The following is a 16,409-nucleotide window of genomic DNA, read 5'->3' as shown; positions in this document are numbered from 1 at the left end:
TCGGAAGTTGGGACCTATTTTGTTGAGGCCGGGCTCAAAAATCACACCATTGGGTAGTGAGCGCTTACCTATCCAGCCCTGGATTGTCGTGACTCAGGAAGCAACCTCGGATAGAGGCTCCATTTTTCGATATTGCGTTGGCGTCATCCCTGTATCTATTTTGAACAGCCGGTTAAAGGTTGTTTTACTGTTGTAACCTGCACGCATCGCAAGGTCCATGACAGACTGGTCCTGTAATGCGGGGTCCGCCAGAAACTGCTTTACCTCAGAAATTCTGTAGCGATTGATAAACTCAAAAAAATTGCACTCGAATTCGCGGTTAATTAGGTTAGACAGCAACTTAGGCGAAAGCGAAACCTGGCTCGCCAGATCTTCCAGTTTTAGGTTGCTATTCAGATACGGGCGAGACGATTCCATATACCGAGTGACGCGCCGAATCTGCTCTTGCGTATAGGGGGCTCGCTCATCTGCATTTCCGCCACCCACCTTAGGGTCAGCGACTTCGTCCAACACCTCCTGAGTAACTTTTTGTACACCATTGGCGACGCCAAAACCGTAGTACAGTAGCCCTGATATCAGAAGTAGCTGTCCATAATTGGACGCTATTCCCACACCATCCAGATCACTCTTCTGAATAGCACCCTCGCCCAGCACGAAGTTGAAGCTCGTATAAATACTGAGGTACAAAATATTCCACAGTCTCAGCGCAATGAACCCAAACACTAGGACTTTTAACCACCGATAGCTAAGATGATCCACATTGGAATAGACATTGGACATCCGTGGCTCGTAGCTTTTGATGGTCCAAAAAGCCCAAACGCCAAACCCAGCCCGTGTCAGATTCCGGCAGTGCTCATAGAACTGAACGGAATCCGAACGCAAGAATTGAAGCACCGGGGACCCCTCACTCACACCGTAATAGAAAAACGCGCCAAAATAGAAAATCGCGTACAACCCCAGAGGGAACAATAGGGTCAAATCTTTACGGCGAAAGCCGGCCTGGGTAAAAAGTACACTCCGGGTATAGAGTAGTAATAGTGGGCCCTCTATCCATAGAGAGGCCTCAGAAGCCGCGAATACCCATGGAGCATGCGCCACCACCCAAACGTGAAACGCCTCTCCCCACAGAGCCAATACATGCAGTGCAACCAATGCCTGTGAAAGCAGGAATGCCCCTAGCCATACGTTTCCCCATCCATAGCTACGACGGCCGATCGCGGCAATCAAGGCGAACAATAGGCACAAGTAAACTGTCAAAAAAAGCACTATGTCATGTGCATTAAACAGAACTAATTTCATCGTTTACTCCGCCCTAGATCCCGGTCGTCTCGCAACATTATCTTTGTTTTATAACCAGATATACCCGTTTAACGGCCACACCAACGCTAAATCGATCCTTCTCGTCGCAACCCGGCAAGTCGGTTCTCACGGCATGTTAGAAATACTGTACCAATTAGATTGTGCGCCGCCTCAGAAAAATACGGGTACTGATTGGTCGTTTTGCACCGACGTTATAAAGTAAGCAATAACGCGCGCGCCTAAAATATCGACAAAATAAGAGGCAAGTGATGAGTATGACAGGGTCCAATCCGGATACAACCACATCCAACACCGTTTTTAAACGCAGTTTGCTCGCAATCTGCGTCGCAGCCGCTAGTACCGGGGCGTATGCAGAGGAACAAAAAACCAGTGTTGAGGCACTGGAAGAAGTCGTCGTCCAGGGGGTCCGAGGCTCCCTAATGAATGCGCAGGACATGAAGCGTGATGCTTCCACAATTGCCGATGCGATTTCTGCCTCTGATATCAATGCACTGCCCGATAAAAGCGTTCTGGAAGCCCTGCAGCGGGTTCCCGGCGTCTCCATCGAACGTTTTGCCGCCGCAGAAGATCCTGATCATTTCTCCATCGAAGGTAGCGGCGCAACCCTGCGTGGTATGGTGCAGAGCCGTAGTGAATTTAACGGTCGCGACAGCTTCTCAGCAAACAACGGCAGCGGCCTAAACTTCCAAGATGTGCCGCCAGAACTGATGGGCGCGGTGATTGTATACAAGAACCAAACCGCCGACATGATCGAGGGCGGTATTGCCGGCACCATCAATTTGGAAACCCGTAAACCATTTGATAGTGACGGACAGAAGATTGCTTTCAACACCGCGGTGAATTACACCGATATGCGCGACTCTGCAACGCCGGATTTCTCAGGTCTGTACAGCAACACCTGGGAAACGGAAGCGGGTGAATTTGGCTTTCTGGTAAGTGCAGCCAACTCCAAACTGGAGGTCAGTAACAACTCCATCCAACAGGGTGTTCCAAACCTACTCGATATCGATGGTGTCGGCGAACGCTGGGTTCCAATCAATATTGGTGCTCGCCAGGTTGACCAGGACCGCGAACGTTCCGGCGGCAGCATGGTGTTCCAATGGGCGGACAATGACGGTAGCAAACTGTTCACTGCGGAGTATGTACGCTCTAACGCGACGCAGTCATGGCTAGAGCATGCTTTCCAATCCGACGATACCGTAGGTACACCAAGTGCGGATAGCGACTACAACGACGTACGTTTTATAAGCGGCACCCTCGAGGGCGCGGACCGCTACAACAGTTATACTCGTCAGTTCCAGCAAGAAACTCTGGTAGAAGATTTCTCTCTGAATCTGGAATTGAACCCCACAGACCGCCTTCAAGTTATCTTCGATGCACAATATGTCGACGCTAGTACACTTGTAACGGACCTTTCCGTTTTTGGTAATACTATCGCTGACGTATATGCAAATTTCAGCGGTAGCACCCCAGATATCGCCTTCGCTGCACCGTCGAGTTCCTCTCAATCTAGTGAGGAGTACTTTAGCGACCCGGCAAACTACTTCTATCGTGCGGCCATGGATCACCAAGAAGACAGCGAGGGTAAGGAAGCAGCCTTCGCCTTGGATGTCGAATACCAGCTGGACAACGGTTGGTTCCGTAGCGTGAAGAGCGGATTGCGGTCATCCCAGCGAGAGCAAACCACACGTTGGTCAACCTATAACTGGGGCGTCCTGTCTGAAGATTGGGCGGGAGGCCAAAAGTACTTCAACGGAGTTTACGACACTAACCCTTGGGATGGACTACCAGGCACCGATACCTACTCCGCTCCAGAATACGGTAGCATTAGTTTTAATGACTTCTTCCGTAACAAAACAACGGGTATTTCCGGTGGCAACCTACTCGTCCCCGGCACAGATCTCGTTGAAAACTTCTCCAATTTCCGCTCGCAGCTCGGCGACACATTTGGCTTCCAAACCATCGCCGATCGTGATGGCCTAGCAGAGGGCCCATTTCTCCCAGATGAGATCAACCCCATTACCGAAGACCGATTCGCCGGCTACGTAATGACAGAGTTCGCCAATGAAGACGACTCTTTAAGCGGTAACATCGGTCTGCGCTATGTTGACTTAAGTTATGAAACGACCGGTGGTTCATCATTTGATTACCTTGACGATCGTCTGCCACTACCCGCTGACGATATCGCATTCTTTAACGGTGCATCTACTGCGTTCTCCGATGAAGTGGATAATCAATTCGTCCTTCCCAGCCTAAATTTGAAGTACGAATTGCAAGACGATTTATTGGTTCGATTTGGTGCGTCAAAAGCGGTCGCATTCCCGGATATGGGTATGCTGAGAAGCTATCTCGGTGTATATGCAATCATCGAAGGGCGTGATACCGACAACGATGGTGTCGACGATGAAGGTTTTGTAAGCGACTATCGCGCAGGAACCGGCAACTCACGCCTCAAGCCAATGCAAGCAAATAATTTCGACCTTGCGCTCGAATGGTATTTCAGCGATGTCGGTGCACTCTCCGGAACCCTATTCCACAAGGATATTTCCGACTTCTTCACCAGCGGCACCTTCCCACGTGAAATAACCAATAACGGGGTTACTCGCGTGGTCGAAGTCGAAGGACCCGTAAACTTCGGCGACGGGCAGGTCACAGGGTTGGAGCTTGCCTATCAGCAGTTCTTTGATACTTTACCGGGGGCATGGAGCGGCTTGGGCCTTCAGGCAAACTATACCTATGTGGACAGCAAGAGTATTCCAAACCAAAACCTTGACTCGCAAGAAGGCGGCAATGTAGAAGTAGCATTTGACAGCCTACCTCTTGCGGGTATGTCCGAGCATACCTACAACTTGGTAGGCTTGTACGAATACGAAGACATTTCCGCACGACTGGCTTGGAACTGGCGTTCGGAATATTTGCTGACTACCCGCGATGTAATCACCAAACTACCGATTTACAATGGTGAGGGCGGACAGCTGGATGGTTCTGTGTTCTATAACGTCAATGACAACATGAAAATTGGACTGGAAGCGACCAACATTCTCGACCAAGTTACCAATACACGCATGCAGGTAAATGAAGAAGGGCAGAAGCTGGACCGTTCATGGTTTATCAATGACAGGAGAATCGCTGCTGTCGTACGCATAAACTTCTAATCACTCTGATATCCGGAGGTGGGAATACCCTCCTCCGGATATCAGAGACCGTATAAGCAGTTATCAAAAGAACCGAATGAAAAAAATAATAATACTCGGTGGTGGCACTGCCGGCTGGATGGCCGCAGCGGCCATGGCGCGCTTCGTACTCCCGAGGGGTATCGAAGTCACCCTCATAGAGTCGGATCAAATTGGCACTGTCGGAGTGGGCGAAGCAACGCTCCCCCACCTGCGCTCATTCAATGAATTGCTGGGTATCGACGAAAACGTATTCGTACGTGAAACCCAGGCCACTTACAAATTAGGTATTGAGTTCGCCAACTGGGCAAGGCAAGGCGACTCCTACATTCACCCATTCGGCGAGTACGGCCGAGGCCTTAACGGTATTCCATTCCATCACTTATGGTTAAAAGCGCGTGCTAACGACAACGCAGAAGCGCTGGACAATTACTCATTGCCCGTAATCGCTGCGCTCAAGAATCGCTTTGAATTTCCCAGCGAAGACCTTAGATCTATCCTCGCTACTTACTCCTATGCATTTCATATTGACGCCGGCCTATATGCACGTTACTTACGAAAGTTTGCCTGTGATCTCGGGGTCAAGCGAATAGAGGGTAAGGTCGATCGCGTGGAGCATCATGCAGATGGCAATATTGCTGCATTACACCTAGAAAATGGTCAGAGCCTTGCGGGAGACTTTTTTGTCGACTGCAGCGGTTTCCGCTCTCTACTAATCGGCCAGGAACTGGGTTCGCCGTTTATCGACTGGAGCCACTGGCTCCCCTGTGATAGCGCTATCGCCGTGCCTTCTGAAGCCCCCGCAGGCGAGCTGAGACCTTATACCCGCGCCGAGGCCCATACCGCAGGCTGGCGCTGGCAAATTCCGTTGCAGCACCGAATGGGTAACGGCATCGTCTATGCACAGCGCTATATGCAAGATGACGAGGCGCAAAACCTATTGATGCAGGGCCTCCCCGGTGCTGCGACGAACGAGCCGCGCCAGCTGAGGTTCCAGGCCGGGCGCAGGCAGGAATCCTGGCGAAAAAACTGCCTCGCTGTTGGGCTTTCTAGCGGCTTCCTCGAACCACTGGAAAGTACCAGTATCTACCTGATTCAAATCGCCATCACCAAATTTATTGGCCTGCTGCCCGCTAATCACGTTGCCAGCCAACGTCCGCAACGCAACGAATTCAACCGGCAGATGGCCCTGGAATACGAACGTATTCGGGATTTTCTTATCCTCCATTATTGCGCCACAGAGCGCGATGACAGCCCGTTCTGGCGTTATTGCCGGGACATGGAGCTTCCTGGATCCCTACAGAACAAAATGGCGCTGTATCGGCAAAGCGGCCATATAGCGGACTATAAGAATGGGCTCTTTTTGGAACCGAGTTGGCTGGCGGTTTACCAGGGGCAACGTATCTCGCCGAAGCAATACTCCCCCCGGGCAGACACAATCGAGAGTGATGAACTCGCAGCACTCCTGAAAAACTACGCGGCACTAGTACGCCGCGCCACATCGGATATGCCCCTACACAGCGATGTTGTCGACCGCCAATGTGGCCCTCGCCCTACGAGAGTACCTTCCACTTCCATGAGTCTCTACCGGAGTGTGGGTAAATGAAAAGTAATCCACTGAACATAACCGTAGTAGGCAACAATCCGAGCGCCTGGTACACACTCCTATTCCTGACACAGCAACTACCCACGCAGGCATGTAACGTCACCCTGGCAGCGCCTCACAATTCACGCAATACTCCCCTTATTCTCACCGAGGATATGGCTCTGGCGCACGGCAACATTGGGATTGACCCGGTCGAGTTCATCACTGCGGATATGGCAGACATATTACTGGCATGCGCGGTAACATCACCGGGAAGCTCCTATATGCATGAGCCATTGTGGCTGGCAAGTGGCGGCTACGGATTCGAACACCACCGACAAGCATTTTTTCTGTGGTGGCAACGATCACACCGGCTCGGAATGAAGATCGAAGCGAGCCGGTTTAATATTGCCTGTCTGATGGCTCAGAAAGGTCGTTACCTACTCGCAGACCGCAACAGCGCCGATGTCTATCAAACCACCCAAGCTGGCCTACAGTGCTCCAGTAAAGAGTATTGCGAATTCCTGTCCCAAATAGCCGACGCCCGCCGGCTCAACGTCATCGAACAAAACGTTCAGCTCTTTCGGGAAGCTGACAACACACGTACCAACTCGCTGCAACTGGAAGACGGTCGTATTCTAACAAGCGACCTGATCGTCGACTGTGACGGCCAATTGATGCACCAGTTGGCCGACGACCATCGGCATGGGGACCAGCACTACCAGCCCTGCCCCGGTATTCCCATATATCGCCAGATCAATGCATCACAGATCCCTGGAGCGAAAGAAGCCGGTCGTAAAACCTTTGCACAATTACATCTTGAACGGACATCCTGGCAACTCAAAGTACGTGGTCAGCGGTTCGAGTACGAGATCCAGGCAGAGCTACAGCCACAATTTCAGAATGCATGGGTGCAAAATATACTTGCCATGGGCCCAGCCTGGGCGGATCCCGGTTACAGTACGAATCCGTTAGCCGTGACCCAGTTCCAGCTCCAACAGCTCCTACCACTTCTTAACGAGACCCAAGGCTGGCAACTCCAACAGAAACAGTTCAACCTTGAATCTGCTCTTTATCGCGATGAAGTGAACGACCTGCAGAATCTATGCAACTGGCTCGCAGGACAGACAGGTTTCCTTACCCGCACGAATAGGCACCGTTTGGCACTACTACGCGCCTGCGGTCAAACTCCGCAAACTGATCACGAAGTTGTGGGCAAATCTCTCTGGCAAATACTGCCCACTTTTGCGGGTATTAGGCCGCGCAAAGGCAGTATTCCCGAGCCCGGAAACGATAAAGATTATGCAAACTGGCTCAACGCCTTGTGGCCACACTATCAAGAGGCCGCGCAAAGAGCTCCTGCGTATACTGACTACCTTGCAACGCTGCCGAAAACCACTAATAGAGGAGCGCGCTTGTGACTACTCCCTCCCCCGTAAAACGCGTCGTTATTGTCGGTGGTGGTACTGCGGGCTGGATGACCGCCGCCGCTCTCGCCAAAGTTACCCAAGGGACCGACAGCAAGATTCAATTGATCGAGTCTGAGTCTATTGGCACCGTAGGAGTGGGCGAAGCAAGCATCCCAAGCCTCATCACCTTCAACAAAATGCTGGGTATAGACGAAAACCAGTTTATGGCCGAGACCAAAGGCACCTTCAAGCTAGGGATCGATTTTGTGGGTTGGGGTGCTGAAGGTGATCGGTACTTCCATCCGTTCGGTACTTATGGCCGAGGTATCAACAGCATAGATTTCCAACACTGGTGGCTACAGTCCTACAACCAGAGCAACTCACCCGATCTCGAAGAATACTCATTGGCTGCCCAATCTGCATTCGCCGGCAAGTTCACCAGAATGCAACCCATGCCCGACGCGCCGTTTGATGCATTAACATATGCGTTTCAGTTCGACGCAGGTCTCTATGCACAATTCTTGCGTAAATTCTCAGAAGACCTTGGCGTCGAGCGCATTGAAGGAGTGATTGAGGACAGCCAGAAAAATCCCGAATCAGGCTACATCGAAAGTGTCCGGCTGACGTCGGGTGAGCGAATTCATGGCGATCTATTCATCGACTGCTCAGGTTTTCGTTCCCTGTTAATTCGGCAAGCCCTTGGAACAAAATTTGTCGATTGGAGCAGCTGGCTACCATGCAACCGAGCAGTAGCAGTCGCCTGCGAACGCAGCAGTGCACCGGAGCCGTTCACGCGCTCCACTGCGCGCTCAGCGGGCTGGCAATGGCGCATCCCACTGCAGCACCGAAATGGCAACGGCTATGTCTACTGCAACGATTACATCAGTGATGATGAGGCGACCGCGACATTGCTCGAAAATCTGGATGGCGTTGCGGAGGGAAATCCGCGCCAACTAAAATTTACCACCGGACATCTAGAGTCCTTCTGGGAAAAAAACTGTATTGCGATTGGGCTTTCCGCCGGATTTCTGGAGCCTCTCGAGAGCACCAGTATTCACCTAATTCAAAGTGCGATTCAAAAACTGATAGCGCTCTATCCCAGCCAAAACTTTGAAGAAGATAAACGCCGCATTTTTAATGAGCGTACTATCTTGGAATATCAGCGAATCCGTGATTTTCTTATCTTGCACTACCGAGCCAACCGCCGGCCAGAGCCCTTCTGGCGCGCACTCGCCGCAATGGAGGCACCCCCTCACCTTGCACGCAAGCTGACAAGCTACCAGCAAGCGGGCAATATATTTCGCGAAGATGACGAACTGTTCAGTGTACCCAGTTGGCTTGCTGTGATGCATGGACAAGGAATTCGCACGGAGTCTTGTCACCCATTAACGAGCAAAATGGACGCGTCATTTGTCAAGGAAAGACTGCAAGAGATTCGAGACGGGATTCAATATGTTGTGGGTGCCATGCCGTCCCACGGGGAGTATCTCGACCGCTACTGCAAGGTTAAATAATCACCGGTAGCATACAATAAAAAGCGGGGCTCGAACCCCGCCTTTTATTTCACATCATTAATAACTCAGACCGAATCCATAAGGAAACAGCGGATCATAATCCTCATCACCAAAGTTGATCGGGATCTGAGCCAGATTACGTGGCCAGGTCACCGGCAACTTTCCGGTTGGCGCATATTCGCCAAACAGTACATCGGCCACACCAGCGCCCTCGGTACCAGGGAGCCATGCGGCAACAACAGATTGCCAATCGGATATCTGGTCGGAAACCATTAATGGACGACCGGAAACAATCACGACAACCGTCGGTACGCCACTATCGGTCACACGATCCAGCAACTGACGCTGTTCAGCTGATAGGCTCATTGGCTTACATTTTTCACATGGCGCCGGACGATAGTCTCCCCAACCTTCCGCGTATGGGTCTTCGCCGACCACAACAATCGCCACATCATGGCCTTCGACGCCTTTGCCATCTTCACTGTAGGTAACCGTGGATACCGCTGCCTGGATACCTTCAAGAATCGTCGTGCCCTGCGTATCAATTCCTGATTTACCCTGCCACTCAAGCGTCCACCCGCCTGACTGGAAACCAATATCGTTGGCATGTACGCCGGCAACAAATATTTTGGACTTTTTCTCAATTGGTAGCAGCGACTTTTCGTTCTTCAGCAACACCATTGACTCACGTACCGCCTGGCGTGCGAGCGCACGGTGCTCATCATTGCCGAGGACACTATCGCCCTGTGCACTGAGTGCCAAAGGTGATACCGGATTTTCGAGCAGTCCTGAACTTGCCTTAACCAGAAGAATACGTCTCACTGCCTCGTCAATGCGCTCCATCGGTACTTCACCAGCCTTTACTGCCGCAGTCAGGTCGGTGATAAATTCCTGCCATTTCTCTGGTTCCATGATCATATCAAGGCCGGCGTTAATGGAGCGGACCACTCGCTCACGATTTGTTTCTGCTGGAATTTCGCCCAATGCAGACCAATCGGAAATTGTAAAACCAACAAATCCCAGCTCGTCTTTGAGGAGATCGCTCACCAATCCCTTGTGTTCATGCATTTTTTTCCCATTCACACTACTGTAGGAAACCATTACCGAGCCTACATCCGACGACAAAGCTGGCAGGTAGGGAGAAATATGCAGTCGCTGCAATTCTTCATCCGTCAGCTGCGTATCGCCACGGTCGATCGCATAACCCTCATCACCGGTTCCATAGGTGGTGCCGCCATCAGCTACCCAATGTTTCGCCGTCGCAATTACACGGTTTTCGCCAATAGTGTTGCCGTTCAATGTATCCCCTTGCAAACCTTTTACGAAGGGCTCAGCAAACTCTGCGACCAGGGAAGGCTCCTCACCAAAGCACTCATAGGCGCGCCCCCAACGATCATCGCGGGCGACACACAGGGTCGGAGCGAATGTCCAGTGGATACCCGTGGCAGCGACTTCTTTTGCGGTAGCCAGACCGATGGAATACGCCAGTTCTGGATTACGCGTCGCACCCAGACCAACGTTATGAGGAAAAATCGTCGCATTCTTTACATTGCTGTGGCCATGAACTGCATCAGTGCCATACAAAATGGGAATACCAAGTCGGGTTGACCGCGCGGCATCCTGATAGTCGCTGATCATCCCAACCCAATCGCTTCTCTCATTTTCGCCGGGTACAGAACCGCCACCATTGAGAATGGACCCGATAAAGTAGTCTTTCACATCTTTCGGACTTGCATGAGACCGCTCTGCCTGGGTCATTTGTCCTATTTTTTCAGCTAACGACATACGTTCAATGAGCGCTGAAACCCGCTTTTCAACGTCCTGTGCAGCAATACTACTGCTACTCACAAGTAACGTAGCAACTGCGCTCAGGCAAGAAATCCACTTCATAAATTATCTCCATTTTTTTGGGCATCTCTCATCAATATTTCTTCATCTATACCAAAGAGCCTTTACTAGCTAGGCATAAAAAAAGCCGGAGCAAATGCAACCGGCCACAATTTCGACGAGAAAAAACATCGAAAGCACAACGGTCTTCTTGACCAAGAGAGATGCTTTACAGGCGAACCACCATGCTGTTCGGTTCAAAATTAAATCTACCATGCAAAAGTCGAACGAAATGTTGTTCTCGACAAGACGGTCTCAGTAAGGGACGATTCGGACGGCATATTCCAAATAGGAGAAAATCAAGGTAAAGGTACCTGATTAAATACTCGGCACACAATGAACGAACAAAGAGAAAATATAGAGCCGGTTACTTTTTATTGCGCAGAAATGGCGAAAATGCACCGTAGTAGACGATATAACAGTAGCAAATTAACGGGACAACAAAAGAAAGTCGAATGCCCGCACTATCAGCAGCAACTCCCTGAAAGAGAGGCACAATCGCGCCGCCAACAATAGCCATGCACAAGACACCAGACCCCTGACTAGTGAACTGACGAAGCCCACCCAGTGCAAGACTAAAGATAGTAGGGAACATAATCGAATTGCACAGACCAACCGCTACGATTGTCCACACAGCCAGGTCCCCCTCGGAAGTAATCGATAGCGAAATCAGCACTACCGCACTAAAGCCACAAATCGCAAGCAATGCTCCTGAGCGTACAAAATTCAGTAATCCTGCCCCAATAAAGCGCCCAATCATCGCGCCGGCCCAATAGAGCGACACATAGCGGGCAGCCTCGCTCACTCCCATATCGCCAACGGATTTCTCAGTTACATAGCTAACGAGAAAACTACCAATCGCCACCTCCGCGCCCACATAAAAGAATATGGCCACCGCACCCAGGGCCAACCGTGGAAACAGAAGAAACTCGAAGAACCCAACGATCCGGTGTGTTGTCTCTTCTCGCGCCTCGCCTTCCTCTTTAATTGTTGGAAGGCTAACCCAGGAAAAGAACGCTACGAGGGCGAGCAGTACGACCGCGAGCCAAAAATAGGGTAGCTCGACCGAAGCAGCCTCACTGGCAGGGTAATTGAGTGTAGTTTGCACTGACGAAAAATGTACAACACCGGCACTCGCGGAGAATATGACGAGCGCACCAAAAATGGGCGCCAGTGATGTCCCCAGCGAATTGAATGCCTGGGTCAAATTCAGCCGACTAGGAGCGCTTTCTGGGCGCCCCAAAGCAATGACATAAGGGTTGGCGGAAACCTGCAAAATAGCAATGCCACTTGCCAGCACAAACAACCCCAATAGGAACATCATGTAAACATGCATACGGGCGGCAGGAATAAACAATAAACAGCCAGCACAGGCGATCAATAAGCCGAGCACAATGCCTAGCTGATATCCGACCCGGCGAATTAACATGCCGGCCGGCACGGATACCAGAAAGTATGCCGCAAAAAAACTGAACTGCACCAAAATTGCTTTGGTATAACTCAGGTCAAACGCACTCTTTAAATGCGGCACCAGAATGTCATTCAGGCTGGTAATAAAGCCCCAGACAAAAAACAGCACTGTCAGAACAAACAGTCCCGTACGCTTACCCACGGTATAGGTGCCTACCTCTGTCGCTGCGCCACTGGCACGCTCAGGCACTAACTCATTCATGTACTTTCCGCAAAATTAGCAAACAGGTCGAAAACGGCATCCTTTCCAGACTTACTTCCACTGTGCCAAAAACACCCTGTGAGGTATGGAATTGGTGTAATTGAAGCTAACACACCCAGTTGCCAAAGTGGTTTCAACAGCCCCCCCATACGCCCGACAGGACCAAAAATACGATAAAGTGGAAATTGCAAAAAGCACAAGTAAGCTCTTTCCGGCAGGGCGCCCCAAAAGTAAGACAAGGTGGACATATCACAGAGCTAAAGAATAGCCCGCCCCTCTATAAATGTGTATTCTTTTCGAAGTACCGAAGTTGTGGGATCGGTGACTATCGATGATGCAATAATTGACAATAAGATGACCTCTCTCGACCCCAGGAAAACATCCTCTGAGCCTTCGGCGACTCAGTCGCAACACTGGTTTATCAAGCTTCAATTGGTGAGCTGGTCCGGCATTCTTGTCATTACCTTTTTATCTGTGAGTGCATGGAGCTCCTCCGATATTGGAGCTGCGTCCGAGCCATTCAATACGTTATTTCAATGCGCAATCGGAGTCTTACTTTCCCTATTCCTGAAGCCTATTTTCGATGTTGCCTGGTATACACCTATTGCACTGCGTACCTTTGTCTACCTGCTTGCGATCGCGGTTATCGCGGGTATTTGGACCATGGTTCGCATGGAAACCAACCAGCTCCTGCTAGGTGACCACTCACTCTGGCCAGAGTTTGGGGGATGGTATTACGCATCCCTGTTCACTTTTTTGTTCTGGAGCGCCCTTTATTGCGGGGTAAAATATTTCCTACTATTGCAAGATGAGCACAAGGTTGTACTAAAGGTTGCGGCCATTCACGAACAGGAGCAACTAAAGCGTGTCCAGGCGGAATCCATTGCCAAGGAAGCGCAATTGAAGATGCTGCGCTACCAGCTGAACCCTCATTTTCTCTTCAATACCCTCAATTCCATCAACGCACTGATTCGCATTAAGCAGGAGAAGCAAGCCCAAGATATGGTGCTTCGCCTGAGTCAGTTCTTACGCCTCTCTCTCACAGAGGCGCCACTGAAAAAAGTCTCTCTAGAAGAAGAAATCAAAGCCGTGCAGTTGTACCTTGACATTGAACGGACTCGCTTCGCGGACCGGCTCCGCGTAGAGGTTGACATTGAAAAGGGTGCTTCGAAGAGTCTGGTGCCCAGTATGCTACTGCAACCCATCGCAGAGAATGCCATCAAATACGCGATTGCACAGAGCGTAACTGGCGGAACTATTGAAATACGCGCGAAAATCGATCAGGGCCGATTGCATATAGAGATGTGTGACACAGGCACAAGTAGTGGAGATGTATCCGTGGCCGGGCCAGACCCGGAATCGACCGGTGTTGGCCTATCAAACGTACACGAGCGCCTGACGACGCTCTATGGCAATGATTTTCATTTTACCCAATCCCAAAAGCCTTCCGGTGGGCTCATCGTTACACTGAATCTACCCAGCGAGACTGTCAGGGAAACACAACAGGAGGTAAGCCCATGGCCCCACTGAAAGCGGTATTGGTGGATGATGAACCCCTGGCTCTACAGCTGCTGCAATCACTGCTGGGGGATATACCTGAAATAGAGGTAATCGCTACATGCCGCAACGGTCGTGAAGCACTCAACGCGGTCGCTACCCATTTACCTGACTTACTATTTCTGGATATACAGATGCCCGGCATGAATGGGTTTGATGTGATTGGAAGGCTACAGGGCGACATTATTCCTCAAGTAGTCTTCGCGACCGCATACGATCACTATGCTGTCGAAGCTTTCGATGTAAACGCAGTAGACTATGTATTGAAGCCCATGGAGCCGGAGCGGCTTGCCCTAGCAGTTGACCGCGCTCGAGCACGACTGCGCCAGCAAGGACAACAAGGTCAGTATAATCAGGCCGATGAAAAAGGACGCTTGCTAACCTCCCTTGCCACTCATTCATCACCGGAGGCGGGAGAAACAGCCGCCGCTGATTCCCCTGGCAAACTGGCGATCAAAGACGGAGGCCGGATCATTCTGGCAAATCAGTCGGACATAGAATGGATTGATGCCGCTGGCGACTATATGTGTGTACACACCAAAGGTGAAACCCACATCATGCGGAGCACACTGAAAGAGTTGCAACAGCAATTGTGTCCCAACACCTTCAAACGTGTACACCGATCAACTCTGGTAAACCTAAACTACATTCAAGAGATTCAGGTTCTGACCAAGGGCGAGTTTTTACTCACCCTAAGAAGCGCCGAAAAGGTCAAGGTCAGCCGAAATTATCGGCAGTCAATTAAAGAATATTTGGAGCACAATCAAACCACAGCCGCTATTTGAACTTAAAAAAATGCCCGGATGATCCGGGCATTTTTAGCTTACCTCAGGCTCGAAAGCTATGCTTCGCGAACAAAGTGTCCTTTTATTCCATAGTACATAATATACACATAGCAGATGATAGGTAGCGCAAACGCCATCTGGATGCCAATACTATCCGCCAGTGCACCCTGTGCGAGCGGTACCAGCGCACCACCGACAATCGCCAGGCACAGGAAGCCAGAACCCTGACTGGTCAACGGCCCCAAACGCGCCAACGCAAGGCTGAAAATAGCCGGGAACATTACCGAGTTACACAGGCCAATAGAAAGTACGCTCCACATTGCCAGCTGACCCGAACCAAAAATCGTCAGCAGCAACAGAATCACTGCCCCGATAGAACATACAGCAAGTACTTTACCCGCGGAGACATATTGCATCACCGCGGCCCCGATAAAGCGCCCAACCATCGCACCACCCCAGAAGAGAGATACGTAGAAGCCTGCCTCATGCTCGGTAATGCCGGCAATATTGCTCTCGGACAGGAAGTTAACCAGGAAGCTACCAATAGACACTTCGGCGCCCACATACAAAAAGATCGCCACAACACCCAGCGCAAGATGGCGATGCTTTAACGCTTCCCAGCGACCAACCTTCTCGGCGGCCTGATCTGCGCCCATATGGCTCTCAATCTTAGGGAGTTTCAGAAAGCGAAAGGTAAACGCCAACACGGCCAGGCTCGCAGCCAGGATCATATAGGGTAGCTCTACTGCCGATGCGCCCTCGACACCTGAAATATCCGAAGCGGCAACACCAGCAACCGAAAGGATTAACGCGGTGCCGAAGAACGGTGCCACAGTGGTACCGAGTGAGTTGAAAGCCTGGGTGAGCGTTAGTCGGCTTGCAGCAGTTTCTTCTGCACCAAGAGCCGTAACATACGGGTTAGCGGATACCTGCAATACGGTAATACCCGCCGCCAATACAAACAACGCGAACAAAAACAGACTGTACACCTGAATGCGCGCAGCCGGGATAAACAGGGCACAACCAATGACCGCGATCCCCAACCCAATGACAATACCATTTTGATAGCCGACTCGCTCTACCAGCCTACCTGCGGGTAAAGACACAAGGAAATAGGCCCCAAAGAAACAAAACTGAACCAGCATCGCCTGGGTATAGCTAAGGTCAAAGACCCCTTTTAAGTGCGGAATCAGAATGTCATTCAGACAAGTAATGAAACCCCACATAAAAAACAGTGACGTCAACGCAATCAACGCAAACTGCTGGTTTGATGCCCCTTCATCGACACGACTAATGCTAGCCTGCCCTATATCTGGTCCGATAGCTGCCATTTAAGTACCCCAAGAATGTTATTAATGCGACGGGCACAAAGGTGCCCATAAGCCGATTGATCCACACGTAAGAGGTTGTAACACGCCCCAATCAATGGTTTTCAGGTTTTCGACAAGGTGGTAAGAATTGGAGACAACAGGGAAAGTTTGGGAGGGGGAGCAGGAGGGAGGGGAAA

Annotated in this window: 10 protein-coding genes; 6 read left to right on the top strand and 4 right to left on the bottom strand. The window is 50.8% G+C overall.

The window, feature by feature from the left end; genetic code table 11:
* Positions 1 to 93: 93 nt before the first annotated feature.
* Positions 94 to 1,299 carry a helix-turn-helix domain-containing protein gene (locus Mag101_RS04995; RefSeq protein ID WP_077401668.1) on the bottom strand — a complete coding sequence of 402 codons (1,206 nt, stop codon included), beginning with the start codon at positions 1,297 to 1,299 and terminating at the stop codon, positions 94 to 96.
* A gap of 269 nt (positions 1,300 to 1,568) precedes the next feature.
* Here Mag101_RS04995 and Mag101_RS04990 point away from each other — a divergent pair, with 269 nt between their 5' ends.
* The 4 genes from Mag101_RS04990 (at position 1,569) to Mag101_RS04975 (ending at position 9,001) form a co-directional block, all read left to right on the top strand.
* Positions 1,569 to 4,475: a TonB-dependent receptor gene (locus tag Mag101_RS04990; RefSeq protein ID WP_077401665.1), complete on the top strand. Its 2,907-nt coding sequence runs from the start codon at positions 1,569 to 1,571 to the stop codon at positions 4,473 to 4,475.
* Positions 4,476 to 4,551: 76 nt separating this feature from the next.
* On the top strand, positions 4,552 to 6,099 hold the full coding sequence (locus tag Mag101_RS04985) for a tryptophan halogenase family protein (protein ID WP_077401662.1): 1,548 nt from the start codon (positions 4,552 to 4,554) through the stop codon (positions 6,097 to 6,099).
* Positions 6,096 to 7,499, top strand: coding sequence for a tryptophan 7-halogenase (locus tag Mag101_RS04980; protein ID WP_077401659.1), 1,404 nt, complete (start codon positions 6,096 to 6,098; stop codon positions 7,497 to 7,499). Before Mag101_RS04985 ends, Mag101_RS04980 begins: the two co-directional genes overlap by 4 nt.
* Positions 7,496 to 9,001, top strand: a complete 1,506-nt coding sequence (locus Mag101_RS04975; protein WP_077401656.1) for a tryptophan halogenase family protein — start codon at positions 7,496 to 7,498, stop codon at positions 8,999 to 9,001. The genes Mag101_RS04980 and Mag101_RS04975 overlap by 4 nt, the downstream gene beginning before the upstream one ends.
* A gap of 57 nt (positions 9,002 to 9,058) precedes the next feature.
* On the opposite strand, the gene Mag101_RS04970 is transcribed toward Mag101_RS04975, so the two are convergent.
* Positions 9,059 to 10,891 (bottom strand): glycoside hydrolase family 3 protein, encoded by a 1,833-nt coding sequence (locus tag Mag101_RS04970; RefSeq protein WP_077401652.1) that lies wholly within the window; start codon positions 10,889 to 10,891, stop codon positions 9,059 to 9,061.
* A 364-nt stretch (positions 10,892 to 11,255) separates the two neighbouring features.
* Positions 11,256 to 12,560, bottom strand: coding sequence for a sugar MFS transporter (locus Mag101_RS04965; protein WP_077401649.1), 1,305 nt, complete (start codon positions 12,558 to 12,560; stop codon positions 11,256 to 11,258).
* Positions 12,561 to 12,914: 354 nt separating this feature from the next.
* Between Mag101_RS04965 and Mag101_RS04960 the strand changes: the two genes are divergently transcribed.
* Complete coding sequence (locus Mag101_RS04960; protein ID WP_157520178.1) at positions 12,915 to 14,090, top strand: sensor histidine kinase; 1,176 nt, start codon at positions 12,915 to 12,917, stop codon at positions 14,088 to 14,090.
* The gene (locus Mag101_RS04955; RefSeq protein ID WP_077401643.1) at positions 14,078 to 14,902 is read left to right on the top strand and encodes a LytR/AlgR family response regulator transcription factor; all 825 of its coding nucleotides are present in this window, start codon (positions 14,078 to 14,080) and stop codon (positions 14,900 to 14,902) included. Before Mag101_RS04960 ends, Mag101_RS04955 begins: the two co-directional genes overlap by 13 nt.
* Before the next feature lie 56 nt (positions 14,903 to 14,958).
* Here Mag101_RS04955 and Mag101_RS04950 read toward each other — a convergent pair whose 3' ends face one another.
* Complete coding sequence (locus Mag101_RS04950; RefSeq protein ID WP_077401640.1) at positions 14,959 to 16,233, bottom strand: sugar MFS transporter; 1,275 nt, start codon at positions 16,231 to 16,233, stop codon at positions 14,959 to 14,961.
* Positions 16,234 to 16,409: the final 176 nt, after the last annotated feature.

The sequence above is a fragment of the Microbulbifer agarilyticus genome (genome assembly GCF_001999945.1).
In the GTDB taxonomy this organism is placed as follows: Bacteria; Pseudomonadota; Gammaproteobacteria; order Pseudomonadales; family Cellvibrionaceae; genus Microbulbifer; species Microbulbifer agarilyticus_A.
This window is presented reverse-complemented; position numbering and strand designations above follow the sequence as displayed.

Excerpts from the sequence above, each read along its gene's own strand:
- Mag101_RS04995 (WP_077401668.1), bottom strand. The coding sequence starts at position 1,299 with ATGAAATTAGTTCTGTTTAATGCACATGACATAGTGCTTTTTTTGACA.
- Mag101_RS04990 (WP_077401665.1), top strand. The coding sequence starts at position 1,569 with ATGAGTATGACAGGGTCCAATCCGGATACAACCACATCCAACACCGTT.
- Mag101_RS04985 (WP_077401662.1), top strand. The coding sequence starts at position 4,552 with ATGAAAAAAATAATAATACTCGGTGGTGGCACTGCCGGCTGGATGGCC.
- Mag101_RS04980 (WP_077401659.1), top strand. The coding sequence starts at position 6,096 with ATGAAAAGTAATCCACTGAACATAACCGTAGTAGGCAACAATCCGAGC.
- Mag101_RS04970 (WP_077401652.1), bottom strand. The coding sequence starts at position 10,891 with ATGAAGTGGATTTCTTGCCTGAGCGCAGTTGCTACGTTACTTGTGAGT.
- Mag101_RS04965 (WP_077401649.1), bottom strand. The coding sequence starts at position 12,560 with ATGAATGAGTTAGTGCCTGAGCGTGCCAGTGGCGCAGCGACAGAGGTA.
- Mag101_RS04960 (WP_157520178.1), top strand. The coding sequence starts at position 12,915 with ATGACCTCTCTCGACCCCAGGAAAACATCCTCTGAGCCTTCGGCGACT.
- Mag101_RS04955 (WP_077401643.1), top strand. The coding sequence starts at position 14,078 with ATGGCCCCACTGAAAGCGGTATTGGTGGATGATGAACCCCTGGCTCTA.
- Mag101_RS04950 (WP_077401640.1), bottom strand. The coding sequence starts at position 16,233 with ATGGCAGCTATCGGACCAGATATAGGGCAGGCTAGCATTAGTCGTGTC.